Source organism: Bacillus sp. 275, from assembly GCF_001999205.1.
GTDB classification, from domain to species: domain Bacteria; phylum Bacillota; class Bacilli; order Bacillales; family Bacillaceae; genus Bacillus; species Bacillus velezensis.
This window is the reverse complement of sequence record NZ_CP019626.1, coordinates 3,602,705-3,617,503: the sequence shown is the minus strand read 5'-3', so window position 1 is coordinate 3,617,503 and position 14,799 is coordinate 3,602,705. Positions and strand designations below refer to the sequence as shown.

The 14,799-nt window shown below is 47.1% G+C and carries 17 protein-coding genes; 4 read left to right on the top strand and 13 right to left on the bottom strand.

Annotated features, from left to right (window positions below):
* Positions 1-17 precede the first annotated feature (17 nt).
* The gene (locus BZ167_RS17935) at positions 18-1,262 is read right to left on the bottom strand and encodes a DNA polymerase IV (protein WP_012117936.1); all 1,245 of its coding nucleotides are present in this window, start codon (positions 1,260-1,262) and stop codon (positions 18-20) included.
* A gap of 75 nt (positions 1,263-1,337) precedes the next feature.
* Here BZ167_RS17935 and BZ167_RS17930 point away from each other — a divergent pair, with 75 nt between their 5' ends.
* Positions 1,338-1,619: a hypothetical protein gene (locus BZ167_RS17930; RefSeq protein ID WP_003153239.1), complete on the top strand. Its 282-nt coding sequence runs from the start codon at positions 1,338-1,340 to the stop codon at positions 1,617-1,619.
* Between the two features lie 32 nt (positions 1,620-1,651).
* Positions 1,652-2,488: a membrane protein insertase YidC gene (locus BZ167_RS17925; protein ID WP_007408393.1), complete on the top strand. Its 837-nt coding sequence runs from the start codon at positions 1,652-1,654 to the stop codon at positions 2,486-2,488.
* Positions 2,489-2,600: 112 nt separating this feature from the next.
* Here BZ167_RS17925 and BZ167_RS17920 read toward each other — a convergent pair whose 3' ends face one another.
* Genes BZ167_RS17920 through mce form a run of 3 tightly spaced genes read right to left on the bottom strand, consistent with a single transcriptional unit; the run spans position 2,601 to position 5,671 of the window.
* Positions 2,601-3,716: a tripeptidase T gene (locus tag BZ167_RS17920; protein ID WP_003153237.1), complete on the bottom strand. Its 1,116-nt coding sequence runs from the start codon at positions 3,714-3,716 to the stop codon at positions 2,601-2,603.
* Between the two features lie 16 nt (positions 3,717-3,732).
* Entirely contained in the window at positions 3,733-5,256 is a 1,524-nt protein-coding gene (locus tag BZ167_RS17915; protein ID WP_061860698.1) for an acyl-CoA carboxylase subunit beta, read from the bottom strand.
* Complete coding sequence (gene mce / locus BZ167_RS17910; protein WP_039254550.1) at positions 5,243-5,671, bottom strand: methylmalonyl-CoA epimerase; 429 nt, start codon at positions 5,669-5,671, stop codon at positions 5,243-5,245. The genes BZ167_RS17915 and mce overlap by 14 nt, the downstream gene beginning before the upstream one ends.
* Positions 5,672-5,764: 93 nt before the next feature.
* Between mce and prli42 the strand changes: the two genes are divergently transcribed.
* Positions 5,765-5,860, top strand: coding sequence for a stressosome-associated protein Prli42 (prli42, locus tag BZ167_RS20200; protein ID WP_007408390.1), 96 nt, complete (start codon positions 5,765-5,767; stop codon positions 5,858-5,860).
* A gap of 13 nt (positions 5,861-5,873) precedes the next feature.
* On the opposite strand, the gene BZ167_RS17905 is transcribed toward prli42, so the two are convergent.
* From BZ167_RS17905 to brxB, 6 genes are all read right to left on the bottom strand, one after another.
* On the bottom strand, positions 5,874-6,404 hold the full coding sequence (locus tag BZ167_RS17905) for a L,D-transpeptidase (RefSeq protein ID WP_061860699.1): 531 nt from the start codon (positions 6,402-6,404) through the stop codon (positions 5,874-5,876).
* Between the two features lie 69 nt (positions 6,405-6,473).
* Complete coding sequence (locus BZ167_RS17900; protein WP_007408388.1) at positions 6,474-7,427, bottom strand: aromatic acid exporter family protein; 954 nt, start codon at positions 7,425-7,427, stop codon at positions 6,474-6,476.
* A gap of 76 nt (positions 7,428-7,503) precedes the next feature.
* Positions 7,504-8,226 carry an arginine ABC transporter ATP-binding protein ArtM gene (locus BZ167_RS17895; RefSeq protein ID WP_077392164.1) on the bottom strand — a complete coding sequence of 241 codons (723 nt, stop codon included), beginning with the start codon at positions 8,224-8,226 and terminating at the stop codon, positions 7,504-7,506.
* Positions 8,219-8,878 (bottom strand): arginine ABC transporter permease ArtQ, encoded by a 660-nt coding sequence (locus BZ167_RS17890; RefSeq protein WP_003153227.1) that lies wholly within the window; start codon positions 8,876-8,878, stop codon positions 8,219-8,221. Before BZ167_RS17890 ends, BZ167_RS17895 begins: the two co-directional genes overlap by 8 nt.
* 61 nt (positions 8,879-8,939) lie before the next feature.
* Complete coding sequence (locus BZ167_RS17885) at positions 8,940-9,707, bottom strand: arginine ABC transporter substrate-binding protein ArtP (RefSeq protein ID WP_007408386.1); 768 nt, start codon at positions 9,705-9,707, stop codon at positions 8,940-8,942.
* Between the two features lie 245 nt (positions 9,708-9,952).
* Positions 9,953-10,390 carry a bacilliredoxin BrxB gene (gene brxB, locus BZ167_RS17880; RefSeq protein WP_003153223.1) on the bottom strand — a complete coding sequence of 146 codons (438 nt, stop codon included), beginning with the start codon at positions 10,388-10,390 and terminating at the stop codon, positions 9,953-9,955.
* Positions 10,391-10,568: 178 nt separating this feature from the next.
* On the opposite strand from brxB, the gene BZ167_RS17875 reads away from it, so the two are divergent.
* Positions 10,569-11,465 (top strand): YegS/Rv2252/BmrU family lipid kinase, encoded by an 897-nt coding sequence (locus tag BZ167_RS17875; protein ID WP_007612445.1) that lies wholly within the window; start codon positions 10,569-10,571, stop codon positions 11,463-11,465.
* Between the two features lie 44 nt (positions 11,466-11,509).
* On the opposite strand, the gene BZ167_RS17870 is transcribed toward BZ167_RS17875, so the two are convergent.
* From BZ167_RS17870 to BZ167_RS17860, 3 genes are read right to left on the bottom strand one after another with little or no spacing between them, the layout of a single operon-like run.
* The gene (locus BZ167_RS17870; RefSeq protein ID WP_061860700.1) at positions 11,510-12,772 is read right to left on the bottom strand and encodes a dihydrolipoamide acetyltransferase family protein; all 1,263 of its coding nucleotides are present in this window, start codon (positions 12,770-12,772) and stop codon (positions 11,510-11,512) included.
* A 21-nt stretch (positions 12,773-12,793) separates the two neighbouring features.
* The gene (gene bfmBAB, locus BZ167_RS17865) at positions 12,794-13,777 is read right to left on the bottom strand and encodes a 3-methyl-2-oxobutanoate dehydrogenase subunit beta (RefSeq protein WP_061860701.1); all 984 of its coding nucleotides are present in this window, start codon (positions 13,775-13,777) and stop codon (positions 12,794-12,796) included.
* 12 nt (positions 13,778-13,789) lie between these two features.
* Positions 13,790-14,782 carry a thiamine pyrophosphate-dependent dehydrogenase E1 component subunit alpha gene (locus BZ167_RS17860; protein WP_007408383.1) on the bottom strand — a complete coding sequence of 331 codons (993 nt, stop codon included), beginning with the start codon at positions 14,780-14,782 and terminating at the stop codon, positions 13,790-13,792.
* Positions 14,783-14,799: the final 17 nt, after the last annotated feature.

Below are 14,799 nucleotides of genomic sequence, written 5' to 3'. Positions count from 1 at the left end.
CCCTTTTTTCAAGTTATTCACCTTTTCTTTTCATCCTGAAAAAAGTCTCTGTTAAAGCTCGTTCCCCTTGTTTTGCTTTCTTCTTTTTTTATAACGGCGCCTTTTCTGATCAGGTTTTGGCCGTACTTTTCATTCAGCTCGTTCATCATCTGAAAAATCGGCTCATCCTTTGCGTCCTCCTTGAATGAAAACAGATCAAGCTGTTTATATGCCTGCTGTTTTTCAACCAGTTCCGTTCCGGTGATGCCGAGAAGCCTTACCGGATTTTGGTTCCAGTGCTTGTCAAACAGTTCCATCGCCGCTTCCATAATGTCTTTTTTCTGATCAGCCGGATTGCTGAGGGTCATGCTTCTTGTGACCGTTTTCCAATCCGCATACCGAATCATGATGAACAGCCGGCAGGCCATGACCTCCTTACGCTGGAGCCGTTCGCTCACAGACAGCGCGAGCCGGTCAAACACGCCCGTTAATTCATCCCAGTCAGCCGAATCATGCGACAGGGTGGATGAGTTGCCGACGCTTTTAAATTCATATATCCGCTCGGGATTGACTTCTGCAGGATGGATGCCGTTCGCTTTATCCTTCAGCCTCGGGCCGTTTATGCCGAGAAGCGTTTTCAGCGCATGTTCATCTCCTTTTGCCAAATCACCGATCGTTTTGATGCCGAGCGTTTTTATTTTTTCCGCAGTTTTCGTTCCTATACCGTGCATCTCTTCAATCGGAAGAGGCCATAATACGTCCGGCAGCTCTCTTTTTCTTAAAATGGTGATGCCGAGCGGTTTTTTCATGTCAGAAGCCATTTTAGCGAGAAATTTATTCGGGGCGATGCCGATGCTTGACGGAAGCAAAAGCTCTTTTTGCAGTCTCGCCTGAATGTCTTCGGCTGTCTCATACGCCCTGTGGCTGTGCGGTGTGTCCGTAATATCCATGTATCCTTCATCAATAGAAACAGGCTCGACTAAATCCGTATACTCCCTCAGAATGCTGAACATTTCTTTTGACGAACTCCGATAGCGGTCAAAATTCGGAGGCACGACGATGAGTTCCGGACAGAGGCGTTTTGCCCGCCAGACCGGCATGGTGGTCTTTACGCCCCGCGCTCTCGCTTCATAGCTGCAGGTGACGATGATTCCTTTCCGTTCCTTCACGTTTCCGGCAACGGCGATAGGTTTTCCTCTTAAAGACGGATCATACGCCATTTCTACGGAGGCATAAAAACTGTTCATATCGATATGAAATATAATTCTCCCTTTTCCGGCCACTCCCGGCGCCTCCTTTCCTTTCATAGACAACCTTATATATATGTAGTAAAATAAGAGCTGAATGGATGTGATAAAATGATTCTTGAGTCAATGAATGACTTTTTATTTTTAGTCGATTTTTTCACAATTATTCTTCCCGCTCTGACCGCGATCGGCATCGCTTTTCTTTTGCGTGAGCGCCGCGCAGGCGAGCATTGGAGAACGAAACGAATAGATGAACATCAAGCAGTCGTTCAGCTGAACCGAACAGACTTTCTTATTATTATATATCATCGCATTACAACTTGGATACGTAAAGTCATCCGCATGAATTCACCGGCGAATGATGATGAAGATGTCAGCTTCCTCCTTTTATAACGGCAAGTGAAGATAAAAAGGAGGAGACATAATTGTCTAAAACATATCAAAAATGGATCGCATTCGGATTGTTTTTTATCGTACTGTGCACAGGCCGCTCGGCTTTTGCGGCGACATCTCAGACTCAGACGGGAGGCCTCGGGAATATCGGGTTTTTCCACGATTACCTGATCGAGCCGTTTTCGGCACTTTTAAAAGGTGTGGCGGGACTGTTCCACGGTGAGTACGGACTGTCGATTATTCTGGTGACGATTATCGTCCGGATCGTTGTATTGCCTTTGTTTGTGAACCAATTTAAGAAACAGCGGGTGTTCCAGGAAAAAATGGCTGTGATCAAACCGCAGGTCGACAGCATTCAGGCTAAAATGAAACAAACGAAAGATGCGGAAAAACAAAAAGAACTGCAAATGGAAATGATGAAGCTTTACCGTGAGCACAATCTGAATCCGATGGCAATGGGATGTCTTCCGATGCTGGTGCAATTCCCGATTTTGATCGGTTTTTATTACGCCATCCGCTCAACGCCGGAAATCGCTTCACACTCATTTCTGTGGTTCAGCTTAGGGCATTCTGATATTCTTGTATCACTGTGCGCGGGGGCCATGTATTTCTTACAGGCTTATATTTCCCAAAAATTAAACGAGAAATATTCACCGGCTGCTCAAAATCCGGCCGCAATGCAGTCAGCAAAAATCATGGTCTTTATTTTCCCTGTCATGATGACCGTTTTTTCACTTAACGTACCGGCTGCGCTGCCGCTTTACTGGTTTACAAGCGGACTGTTTTTGACAGTGCAGAATGTACTTTTACAGCAGACGCATCATAAAAAGAAACAAGCTGCGGCTCAGGCGGAGCCCGCCAAATCATAATACTGAAACCCTGCCGGAACCTATCCGGTGGGTTTTTTCTTGTATCTGCAAGGCTTTAAACCAATTATCATGAAGAATGAAAAAAGCACCCAATCAACTGGGTGCTTCGTTTTTAGTTGGCCGCTGTTTCGATAATGGCAACGACCATTTCCGCCGTTTTGACGAGCTCTTCAATCGGCATTTTCTCATTTTTCGTATGGATTTGTTCATAGCCTACTGACAGGTTGACTGTCGGAATGCCGTGGCCGGCAATGACGTTTGCGTCACTTCCGCCGCCGCTTGTCTGAAGTTCGCTCGGCCGGCCGATTTTTGCCGCCGCTTTTTTCGCGACTTCCACAACCTGATCGCCGTCCTGATATTTGAAACCCGGATACATGACCGCGATGTCCACTTCCGCGCGGCCTCCCATCTCAGCTGCAGCAGATTCGAATGCTTCTTTCATTTTCTGCACTTGCGCTTCCATTTTTTCAGGCACTAATGAACGCGCTTCAGCCAGAATATCAACCTGGTCGCAGACGATATTGGTTTGCGTGCCGCCTTCGAAACGTCCGATATTAGCCGTTGTTTCTTTATCAATACGGCCGAGCGGCATTTTAGAGATTGCTTTTGATGCGATTGTAATCGCGGAGATGCCTTTTTCCGGTTCTACTCCCGCATGAGCCGTTTTCCCGAAAATGGTTGCTCTCACTTTCGCTTGTGTCGGCGCGGCTACAATAATGTTGCCGACTTTTCCGTCTGAATCAAGCGCAAAACCGTATTTCGCGGTAATGTCTGAACGATCCATTGCTTTTGCCCCGACTAGTCCCGATTCTTCTCCGGCCGTGATAATGAATTCAATGGTGCCGTGCTCGATGTTTTGTTCTTTCAGCACTTTAATGGCTTCAAACATTGCGGCAAGACCCGTCTTATCATCAGCGCCGAGAATCGTCGTGCCGTCAGATTTTACATAGCCGTCTTCCACAATCGGCTTAACGCCTTTGCCCGGGACAACCGTGTCCATATGCGATGTGAAATAAATCGTATCCGCATCTTTTGTGCCCTTTAACGTACAGATTAAGTTGCCGGCTCCATGCCCCGTCACTTCTTTTGTATCATCTTCTTTTACGCTCAATCCTAAATCAGTGAATTTTTGTTTGAGCACCTTGCTGATTTCCGCTTCATGTTTTGTCTCTGAATCAATTTGAACGAGTTCAAGAAATTCTTCAAGCAGACGTTTTTCGTTGACCATTTTCAGTTCCCTCCGTTTAAAGCGGTATATTACCGTGCTTTTTTTTCGGTCTTTCCTCTTCCTTATGCGCAAGCATGTCAAATGCCTGAATCAATTTTTTCCTCGAGTCTTCCGGCCGGATGATATCATCCACCATTCCGCAGGCCGCCGCTTTATACGGACCGGCGTTTTCCTTTTCGTATATGGCTTTTTTTTCGCGCTTCGTTTTCTCCGGGTCGTCAGAAGCCTGTATGTCTCTGCTGTATAAAATCGACGCCGCGCCTTCCGCTCCCATCACGGCGATTTCCGCATTGGGCCAGGCGAATACAAGATCTGCCCCGAGCCCTTTCGAATTCATGGCGACATAGGCGCCTCCGTAAGCTTTTCTGATGATGAGCGTCACTTTCGGCACCGTCGCTTCGGCAAAAGCATACAGCAATTTTGCTCCGTGACGGATGATTCCCGCATGTTCCTGCTGAAGGCCCGGAAGAAATCCAGGAACATCAGCGATCGTCAATAGCGGAATATGAAACGCGTCGCAAAAACGGATGAATCTCGACGCTTTGTCAGCGGCATCAATCGTGAGGCTCCCCGCCAAGTGTTTCGGCTGGTTTGCGACAACACCGACTGTACGCCGTCCGAGTTTCAGAAAACCGACAGCAATGTTTTTGGCAAAATACGGCTGAATGTCAAAAAACGTTCCGTCATCCGCCAGCTCTTTTATTACCTGTAACACATCGTAAGGTTTCGAACTGTCCGCGGGAACGAGGGTGTTTAATAACGGTCTGGCGTCTTCCTTTTTAACGGGTGATGCCGTCTGTCCGCCGTGCGGGAGATAAGAAAGCAGGGTTTTCACAGCGGAAAGAGCCTCTTTTTCCGTTCGTGCGGAATAGTGGGCATTTCCGCTTATCACATTATGTATTCCCGCACCGCCTAAACTTTCCGCGTCAATCTGTTCACCCGTCACCTGTTCAATGACTTTCGGGCCTGTAATAAACATGTGCGACGTATGCTCCGCCATAATCACAAAATCCGTCAATGCGGGTGAATAAACAGCACCGCCGGCACACGGCCCAAGGATGACAGAAATTTGCGGAATCACTCCCGAGTAAAGGACGTTGCGCCTAAAGATATGACCGTATCCATTTAATGATACCACACCCTCTTGAATTCTCGCACCACCTGAGTCGTTCAGCCCGATGATCGGAGTTTTATTTTTCGCCGCCAGATCCATTACCGCCGCGATTTTTTCCGCATGTGTCTCGCCGAGCGTCCCGCCGAGTACGGTAAAGTCATGGGCAAACAAATACACGGGCCGTCCGTCAATTGTGCCGTATCCGGTAACAACGCCGTCTCCCGGAGCATTTCGGGACCCGGGCATGCGGCTTTTGGCAAACGGCTGCAGCTCTGAAAAACTGTTTTCGTCCAATAAATAGTCAATTCTTTCTCTTGCTGTCAGCTTGCCTTTTTTGTGCTGTTTTTCATTTTTTTCCGCTCCGCCGCCGTTTGTTAAAAAGGAACGTCTTTCATTTAAGTGTCTGATATGATCACTCATGCTCATCTTCAGTTTCTCCTTTTTCAATTGTTTCACAAAGCTCAATCAGGACCCCATTCGCCTCTTTTGGAGAGAGAAATGCGATCTTCTTCCCGCCCGCTCCGTATTGCGGTTCATGATGGATTAAAGTCATGCGGCATGCTTCAAGCTCCTTGATCGTTTCCTTCATATCGGCGCAGCGGAATGCCAAATGATGCAGCCCTTCGCCTCTTTTCTGTAAAAAAGAGCTGACGGGAGACGCGTCCGACAGCGGCTCAATCAGCTCAAGCTTTGTGCCTCCCGCCTCTAAAAAAGCAACTCTCACATTTTGGCCGCTTACCAGCTCGTCTCCCATATACGTAAGCCCGAGCATCCGTTCGTAAAATCCTCTCGCAGCTTCAATAGAGCTGACGGCAATGCCGACATGATCAAGTTTTTTCATAGCGCGGCCACCTGCTTTCCGCCATAGGATATGGCTTGTTCATACAAGCAAAACACGTTAAAATGATAGACAGTAATCTTAAGGAGTGAAACAATGTCTCAAAAATTTATGAAAAGCGCCGTTATCGTCATTTTGGGCGTATTTATACTTTCAACCCTCCTCTCAGGCATTATGATGTATTTGCGTTAAAAAAGCAGGCGCCTCATTGCAAGGGGGTTTCCTGCTTTTTTATGAGGGCTTTCCGCTCTATTGCAATGTCCTCGAATGAGCGGTTTTCTTTTGTAATCAACACTTTCGTTCCGGGAGGGATAATCCGGAAAATACGGATGACATCCCGGTTTTTCATACGGATGCAGCCGTTTGAAACAAACCCCCCGATCAGCTCTTCTCTGTTTGTTCCGTGAATGCCGTATATCCTGCCGTCGGTGCCTTTCGCGTCAAAACCGATCCAGCGGACGCCGAGCGGGTTTTCCGGCGCGCCTCCCTCTACATTTTTCTTCCGGTAATACGGATTGACGGCTTTGACCGTTACCGTAAATTCTCCTTCAGGCGTCAAATCATCCGTTTTTCCCGTCGCCACCTGATAAATGCCTTCTATTCGGTTATCCTTCACAACAGCAAGCGCATTTGTGGCTTTATTGACGATAATATAAGGGTCACCCGGCAAAGGGTTCGCGCCAAGCGGCCAAAGCGGAGACAGCATCAGGGCGGCTGACAATAAAAAAAATCGCATGGGCTCCCCTCCTTTTTTCATTAGAATGACCAATGAAAGGAGGACTCATGCGATTGATCCATATGTTTTTTACAGCTTGATGCCTTTGAAATAACTTTTAATCACGAGATATTGTTCCATCTCACCGAGGAGATGGAACAAAGCCGCCCGCGCTTCAAACTCCTCGCGCGTTGCCGGGAGCGGCATTTCTTCAAATTCCGTTCTCATTTCTGCAAGTCTTTTTAAAAATTTATGAGCGGTATTGCCGGGGTGAATGGCTTCTCTTAATTCATGGATGAAATGGGCGATTATTTTGCCCTGCTCCACCGTTATTGAAATAGAGGTAATCTTCGGCAGCAGCCGTTCAATGATTTCAAATTGTTTCTGTCTCATCTTAAAATAATGATAGTAAAGATTTTCATGGCGCAAAATATGATTCTGAACGTCCCGATAGGCGAGGTTTTTCGCCTCTTGAATCATCTGATGCGTCTCCGGTATTTCCTTCCCCGACCAATCTTGCTCACCAGTTAACAAATACCGTTCGATTTCGGCGAAGATGACGGAAAAGTTGTCCTCGATTTTTTTCCGGTACGCCGCGAGTTTTCTGTCGAGGCTCGGCATATACAGATTCATTAACAGCGCGACGCCGATACCTACGGTGATCAGCTGGAACTCATTCCAGATAAACGCCATCGTAATGCCGCCGGACATATATAAATGAAGAATGATTACTGAGCTGGTGACGATCCCTTCGTTTATTTTTAAAACGACTGTAGTCGGAATGAACAGCACCAGCAATATTCCGATCGCAAACGGATAATAGCCGATCAGCCCGAAAAAGACATATGAGAAGACGATCGCCAATAAACAGGCGGCAAATCGGGCCCACGAGGCCTGAAGCGACCGCTTTTGCGTAATCTGGATGCACAATATGGTGATGATTCCTGCGGATGCGAAGTTTTGCAGATGCAACAGCTGGGCTAAATAAATGGCCAGCGCCGTTCCAAGTGCGGTCTTTAGTGTGCGGTAACCGATTTTAAACATTGCTTGCTCCATTCTGTTTGTTTCTTTCTCAAAAAAAAGAAGAAGAGCATTCTTCTTCTTTTCTTACAGTTATATTTTATAATATTTTTTCTAAAAAGTCCTGTGCTCTTTTTGACTTCGGAGAAAGAAAAAATTCTTCCGGCTGCCCGTCTTCCACGATCGTCCCTTCATCCATGAATAATACGCGGTCTGCGACTTCTTTGGCAAATCCCATTTCGTGCGTTACGATCACCATCGTCATGCCCGTCTGCGCAAGCTCTTTCATCACCTCAAGAACTTCTTTGACCATTTCCGGGTCAAGAGCCGAGGTCGGTTCATCAAACAGCATGATGTCAGGATTCATGGCAAGCGCCCGCGCGATGGCGACCCGCTGCTTCTGTCCGCCTGACAAACGGTTCGGATAGTCGTTCCGTTTGTCAAGCAGTCCGACTTTTTCAAGGAGGGCGCACGCCTTTTCCTCCGCCTCGTTTTTAGACTCTTTCTTCACGCTGACCGGCGCGTATGTGATATTTTCAAGCACCGTTTTATGAGGAAACAAATGAAAATGCTGAAATACCATGCCGATATTTTCCCGCACTTTCAGTTTATTCGTTTTAGCTGCGGTAATTTTATTTTCTTTAATGGCAATCGTTCCGCCGCTCGGGGTTTCCAGCAGATTTAAGCAGCGCAGAAACGTTGATTTGCCGGAACCGGAAGGGCCGATGACAGCGACGACTTCCCCTTCTTCGATCTGTGTTGAAATGTTTTTCAGTACTTCATGTTTCCCGAATGATTTTGACAGGTTGTCGACCTTAATCATTGGCTTTCAGCTTCCTTTCTACGCCTTTTCCGATGAATGCTAAGATCAAAACGAGCACGTAATAGATTAAGCCCGCCACAATAAGAGGTTCTAAATAGTTGTATGTTGCGGCGCCGGACTGGTAGGCCCGTCTCATAATGTCGCCAAGACCGATGACTGTGACGATCGCCGATTCTTTCGTTAAGGTGATTAATTCGTTAATAATAGCCGGAGAAATGTTTTTAAACGCCTGCGGCAGCAGCAGATCTTTCATCATTTTTCCGTACGGCACGCCGAGAGCGACGGCAGCCTCTTTTTGTCCTTTGTCAATTGCGTTGATTCCCGCTCTGATAATTTCAGAGACGTAAGCGGCTGAATTGAGCGATAATGCGGTGACCGCCGCCCAAAATTGATCGATCTGAAAGCCCAGAAGCTGCGGCATACCGAAATAAATGATCATCAGCTGCAGCACGAGCGGCGTGCCGCGGAATATCGAAGTATAAAAATCCGCAATCCATTTCAGCGGACTGATCGTGCTGATTTTAAATAAGCTGAGCACGATGCCTAATACAAGACCGATGACCGCCGAAACGAGCACAATTTTCAATGTGACCGCAAGGCCTTCCAATATAAAAGGAATTTGGGGGATTGTTGCTGAGAAATCCAAATTCATACGTGTGATCTCCTTTGTCTTTATTCAAGATAAAAAGCTCAACGAAAAGTTGAGCTTTCTTTTATTTCTCGTTGGTGAACCATTTTTTCTTCAGTTTTTCGATTTCTCCGTTTTTCTCCATTTCTTTCAGCGCTTTGTTGAACTTCGCTGTCAGATCACTGTCTTTGCGGAACGCAATCGCGGAGCCCGATTCGTCTGATTTCGCATCTGCTGACGCAAAGCCCTGCAGATCTTGATTTGAACTGAAATAGCCTTGTGCTACGATGTCTTCGATAATCGCGGCATCAAAACGCCCGGATTTGATCTCTTCGGTTAAGTCTGAGATCCGGTTGCGGTCTTCGAGCTGAAAACCGTATTTCGAAGCGAGCTTCTTGCCTTTTTCCTCTTGAATGGAGCCGAGCTGAACACCGACGGTTTTGCCTTTCAGATCATTCAGGGATTTCATGCTGCTTCCCTTTTTCGTAACGATCATATTGTTAGCAGTATAATAAATATCAGAAAAATCAACTTGCTTTTTCCGTTCCGGCGTAGGTGTCATTCCAGATAAAATCATATCTACCTGCTTGGACTTCAAGGCTGTAATCAGGCTGTTGAAGTCCATGTCCTGCACCTCAACGTCATAGCCAGTCTTTTTGCCTAGAGCTTTTGCCAGATCAACGTCAAACCCGGTGATCTGATCGCCGTCTTTATATTCAAATGGTTTATAGTCAGCCGATGTACCCATAATCAGCTTGTTCTTTCCGCCCTCTGAGCCTGAATTGCCTGATCCGCAGGCGGACAGCGCAAAGGTGATACATGCGGCAGCTAATACCAACAGCCATTTCTTCATGATTCATTTCCCCCATATCTACTGATCTCTTAAAATTGAATATTTATTCGTTAACTTGTATTTTAAACACTTTTTATTTGTGATGCAATACTATTTTTGAAAAATATATTTTCCTTTCTGTGTTTATTATAGTCATTGTTTTTCAAGTTAGTGACAGCTGAACGCCGATGTATAAATATTTATATTTATACAGATGCCATATAAAAAAACCCCGCAAGCGCTTGGCTCCGGGGTTTTTCTTTCACTTATACTTCTTCACAATATTCTTCAAATGCTTCCTGCAGTTTTGTGACGACGGCCATCGGCTCATGGCCTTCAATTTCATGGCGTTCCACCATTTTCATGATTTTCCCGTCTTTTAAAATGGCAAATGACGGAGAGGACGGCGGATAGCCTTCAAAGTATTCTCTCGCTTTGGCTGTCGCTTCTTTATCCTGTCCGGCAAATACCGTCACAAGCTGATCCGGGCGTTTATCGTAATGTACGGAATGGTACGCGGCAGGCCGTGCAATACCGCCTGCGCATCCGCACACAGAGTTGACCATGACGAGTGTCGTTCCTTTTTTCGAAAGCGCTTCGTCCACTTCCTCAGCGGTTTTCAGCTCTGTATACCCGGCGGCCGTGATTTCCTGGCGGGCTTGACGCACGACATCATTCATAAATAAATTAAAATCCATATTCAACTGGGACATCTCCTTTTTGATCATCTCTTCTTATGATAGCAAGGAACCTCCCTATCGGCAAATGACACCGCTCATATCCAATTGTTTTTTGTCCCTTTTATGTTCCCGATGTAAGTTTATGACCCTTTAAAAACGGGAAACTTGTTAAGGAGATTGTCTGAAATAAAGGAGCAGTCATATGAGCCAACGGAAAGCAGTTTTAATTTATAACGGAAACGCCGGTCAAAAACAGATTGATAAAACGCTCGGCACGGTCGTCCCCATTTTGGCCCAGTCAGCTGACGAACTTTTGATTAAACCGACCAAACATCAGGATGATGCCCGTCAGTATTGTGAAAATCTCGACAGTTCAGTTGACCATTTATATATTTTAGGCGGAGACGGCACTGTGCATCAATGCATCAACAGCATCAGCAAGCTTGATCACAGACCCGCTGTCGGCATTTTGCCGGGAGGAACGTGCAACGATTTCTCACGGGCGCTCGGCATCCCGCAAAACCTTCAAAAGGCCGCTGAAGCGCTCGCGGCCGGACATAAACGGATGATTGACGTCTGTAAAACGGATGACGGCTATTTTCTGAACTTCTGGGGCATCGGACTGATCACCGAAGCATCAAGCCATATTAATGAAACTGAAAAAGCATGGCTTGGTAAAATCAGCTACTTCACGAGCGCCTTGCGGACGATGACAAGCGCGAACCCGTTTCCTGTCAAATTGACGATTGACGGCGAGGTGAAAGAAGACGAAGCCGTAATGGTGCTTGTCATGAACGGGCATTATATCGGGACAAACAGAGTTCCCCTGCCTGATGCCAGCCTCCAGGACGGCTTAGCCGATGTGTTAATCTGCCGCAACACAAGCCTTGCCGCGCTTCGGGAGCTGATGACGATGGAGCAGGGTTCGTTTGATGATTTCAAAGGGGAGCTGTCCTATATTCAGGCCTCCAGGATTGAAATCGAAACCGGACGTGAAATGGACGCGGATACAGATGGCGAGGTATACGGAACAACACCTTGTACGATTGAAGTGAAAAAACATCATCTCACTATGCTTGTTCCCGAGGATTCACAATGAAAATAAAAAAACTCCTTTTGCCGCCCGGGCAAAAGGAGTTTTTTTTAATAGACGGAAGTATGTTCATCAATGTTTTCTAAGATCTCTTTGACGCGTCCGAGGAATCGGCCGCACACGAGCCCGTCGAGCACTCTGTGATCTAAAGACAGGCAAAGATTAACCATATCACGAACGGCGATCATCCCGTTATTCATGACAACCGGACGTTTGACGATAGATTCTACCTGAAGAATCGCCGCCTGCGGATGGTTGATAATGCCCATAGATTGAACTGAGCCGAAAGATCCCGTGTTATTGACGGTAAATGTGCCGCCCTGCATATCTTCCGCGGTAAGTTTTCCGTTTCTCACTTTTTTCGCAAGGTCCGTTATTTCTCTGGCTATGCCTTTAATCGTTTTTTCATCAGCATGCTTAATAACCGGAACAAACAGCGAATCTTCCGTGGCAACGGCAATGGAGATGTTGATGTCTTTCTTTTGGACGATTTTGTCTCCCGCCCACATGCTGTTCATCTGCGGGAACTCTTTGAGAGCCTGCGCCGCCGCTTTTACAAAGAAAGCGAAAAACGTTAAATTAAAGCCTTCTTTTTGTTTAAATGAGTCTTTAATGCTGTTTCTGTACGCCGTCATATTCGTGACGTCGACTTCCATCATCGTCCAGGCATGCGGAATTTCTGTTTTGCTTTTATGCATATTGGCGGCGATGGCTTTTCTGACGCCTGTAACCGGAATTTCAATATCACCGGCTGACAGAGCGGGTTGCGGCGCTTGTTTTTGCTGTTGTTTCGGCGCTTGTTGCGTTGTTTGAACGGCAGCCGGCGCCGGTGCTTCCGACTTCTGCTTCATTCCCGAATCAATGATCTTTTGAATATCTTTTCGCGTAATTCTTCCGCCTGCACCCGTTCCTTCAACTTCTTCAAGCTGAATGCCGTGTTCTCCCGCTAATCTGAGCACGGCCGGCGAATAACGCGCTTTATTTGACTGATCTTTACCTTGACGGTTTGCATCAGTGTCTGAAGGGCTATTCTGCTCTTCTTCCCGCTTCGGCGCCTCTTCGGTTTCCGTTTCTTCTGTTTCAATTTTGCAGATGATCTCGCCGACCGCAAGAGTCTGGCCTTCTTCTCCTACAAGTTCTGTAATCGTACCGGTAAAAGAAGACGGCACCTCCGCATTCACTTTATCCGTCATGACCTCCGCGATGGGGTCATATTTATTCACTTGATCACCGGGGGATACCAGCCACTTGCTGATCGTCCCTTCCGTCACGCTCTCTCCGAGCTGAGGCATAGCCATTTGTTCAATCGCCATGTCAAAAACCTCCTTACGTCTTTAAAACTCCGCTAATTCTCTCATCGCGGCTTCTGCTTTGTCAGGATTCATCATGAAGTATTTTTCCATTGTCGGCGCATAAGGCATTGCCGGAACGTCAGGACCTGCAAGCCGCTTGATCGGCGCGTCTAAATCAAATAAGCAGTTTTCAGAAATAATGGCGGCGACCTCGCTCATAATACCGCCTTCTTTCGTATCTTCTGTGATCAGCAATACTTTTCCCGTTTTAGACGCTGCTTCAATGATGGCTTCTTTATCTAACGGATAAACCGTACGCAAATCTAATACGTGTGCGGAAATCCCATCTTTTTCAAGGCGCTCGGCAGCCTGCAGAGCAAAATGGACGCATAATCCGTACGTAATAACAGTAATGTCGCTGCCTTTGCGTTTTACATCCGCCTTTCCGATCGGAAGGACGTAATCATCCGCAGGGACTTCGCCTTTAATCAGACGGTACGCCCTCTTATGTTCGAAAAACAGCACCGGATCTTCGTCACGGACTGCAGCTTTCAACAGCCCTTTTGCGTCATAAGGAGTTGAAGGCATGACAATTTTAAGGCCCGGCTGGTTGGCAAAAATGGCCTCCACAGATTGGGAATGATACAACGCGCCGTGCACACCGCCGCCGTAAGGCGCTCTGATGACCATCGGACAGCTCCAATCATTGTTTGAACGGTAGCGTATTTTTGCCGCTTCTGAAATGATTTGGTTGACCGCAGGCAGAATGAAATCGGCAAACTGCATCTCGGCAATCGGGCGCATGCCGTACATCGCGGCGCCGATCCCGACACCGGCAATCGCTGATTCAGCAAGCGGCGTATCCATCACCCGCTCTTCTCCGAACTGTTCATAGAGACCCGCCGTTGCTTTAAACACGCCGCCTTTTCTCCCGACGTCTTCCCCGAGAACAAAAACGCGCGGATCTCTTTCCATTTCTTCTTTCATTGCTGCATTAATACTGTCAATATAAGACATTACAGACATAAGTATTCCTCCCTACTTCGCATAAACGTGATCAAGCGTTGATTCAGGAGATGCGTATGGCGCTTTCTCCGCTTCGTCTGTCGCTTCGTTTACGATAGCCATGATGTCATCCAGCATGGTCTTTTCTTCTTCTTCACCTAGAAGCCCGGCTTCTTGCAAGTATGCTTTGTATAAAAGAAGCGGATCTTGTTTCTTTGCTTCTTCTACTTCTTCGCGTTCTCTGTAGCTGCTGTCGTCGTCATCACTGGAATGCGGCGTCAAACGGTAGGAAACCGTTTCTATTAATGTAGGGCCTTCGCCTTTAGATGCCCGTTCGCGCGCTTCTTTTACGGCCCGGTAAACTTCCAGCAGGTCGTTTCCGTCAACAGTGACTCCCGGCATGCCGTAGCCTGCCGCCCGGTCGGATATTTTCTCGCACGCCACCTGTCTGTCATACGGGACAGAAATGGCATACTTATTGTTTTCACACATGAAAATGACAGGCAGTTTATACACAGCGGCAAAGTTTGCCCCTTCGTGAAAATCCCCCTGGTTGGAAGATCCTTCTCCAAAGGTAACGAAAGAGACGATATCCTTTTTATCCATGCGTCCCGCAAGCGCGATTCCGACTGCGTGAGGAACCTGCGTCGTAACAGGGGATGAGCCCGTTACGATTCTGTTTTCCTTTTGCCCGAAGTGGCCCGGCATCTGCCTTCCGCCTGAGTTCGGGTCAGCTGCTTTCGCAAAACCCGACATCATCAAATCCTTTGCAGTCATACCGAATGCAAGCACAACCCCTATATCTCTGTAGTACGGAAGCACATAGTCGGTATCACGGTTTAAGGCATAGGCCGCGCCTACTTGCGCCGCTTCCTGTCCTTGACATGAAACAACGAACGGAATTTTGCCCGAGCGGTTTAAGAGCCACATTCTTTCGTCGATTTTTCTGGCTAACAGCATGGTTCTATACATTTCAACGGCTTCTTCGTCAGAGAGCCCTAATGCTTGATGGCGGTTTGTAGTCATTCAAACCCCTCCTTCTT

What these genes read in the sequence shown, in the direction of transcription:
- BZ167_RS17860 (WP_007408383.1), bottom strand. Translation starts at nt 14,782, where the DNA reads ATGACTACAAACCGCCATCAAGCATTAGGGCTCTCTGACGAAGAAGCC.
- BZ167_RS17875 (WP_007612445.1), top strand. Translation starts at nt 10,569, where the DNA reads ATGAGCCAACGGAAAGCAGTTTTAATTTATAACGGAAACGCCGGTCAA.
- bfmBAB (WP_061860701.1), bottom strand. Translation starts at nt 13,777, where the DNA reads ATGTCTGTAATGTCTTATATTGACAGTATTAATGCAGCAATGAAAGAA.
- BZ167_RS17920 (WP_003153237.1), bottom strand. Translation starts at nt 3,716, where the DNA reads ATGGTCAACGAAAAACGTCTGCTTGAAGAATTTCTTGAACTCGTTCAA.
- BZ167_RS17885 (WP_007408386.1), bottom strand. Translation starts at nt 9,707, where the DNA reads ATGAAGAAATGGCTGTTGGTATTAGCTGCCGCATGTATCACCTTTGCG.
- BZ167_RS17915 (WP_061860698.1), bottom strand. Translation starts at nt 5,256, where the DNA reads ATGAGCATGAGTGATCATATCAGACACTTAAATGAAAGACGTTCCTTT.
- BZ167_RS17930 (WP_003153239.1), top strand. Translation starts at nt 1,338, where the DNA reads ATGATTCTTGAGTCAATGAATGACTTTTTATTTTTAGTCGATTTTTTC.
- BZ167_RS17905 (WP_061860699.1), bottom strand. Translation starts at nt 6,404, where the DNA reads ATGCGATTTTTTTTATTGTCAGCCGCCCTGATGCTGTCTCCGCTTTGG.
- mce (WP_039254550.1), bottom strand. Translation starts at nt 5,671, where the DNA reads ATGAAAAAACTTGATCATGTCGGCATTGCCGTCAGCTCTATTGAAGCT.
- BZ167_RS17895 (WP_077392164.1), bottom strand. Translation starts at nt 8,226, where the DNA reads ATGATTAAGGTCGACAACCTGTCAAAATCATTCGGGAAACATGAAGTA.
- prli42 (WP_007408390.1), top strand. Translation starts at nt 5,765, where the DNA reads ATGTCTCAAAAATTTATGAAAAGCGCCGTTATCGTCATTTTGGGCGTA.
- BZ167_RS17900 (WP_007408388.1), bottom strand. Translation starts at nt 7,427, where the DNA reads ATGTTTAAAATCGGTTACCGCACACTAAAGACCGCACTTGGAACGGCG.
- BZ167_RS17890 (WP_003153227.1), bottom strand. Translation starts at nt 8,878, where the DNA reads ATGAATTTGGATTTCTCAGCAACAATCCCCCAAATTCCTTTTATATTG.
- BZ167_RS17870 (WP_061860700.1), bottom strand. Translation starts at nt 12,772, where the DNA reads ATGGCGATTGAACAAATGGCTATGCCTCAGCTCGGAGAGAGCGTGACG.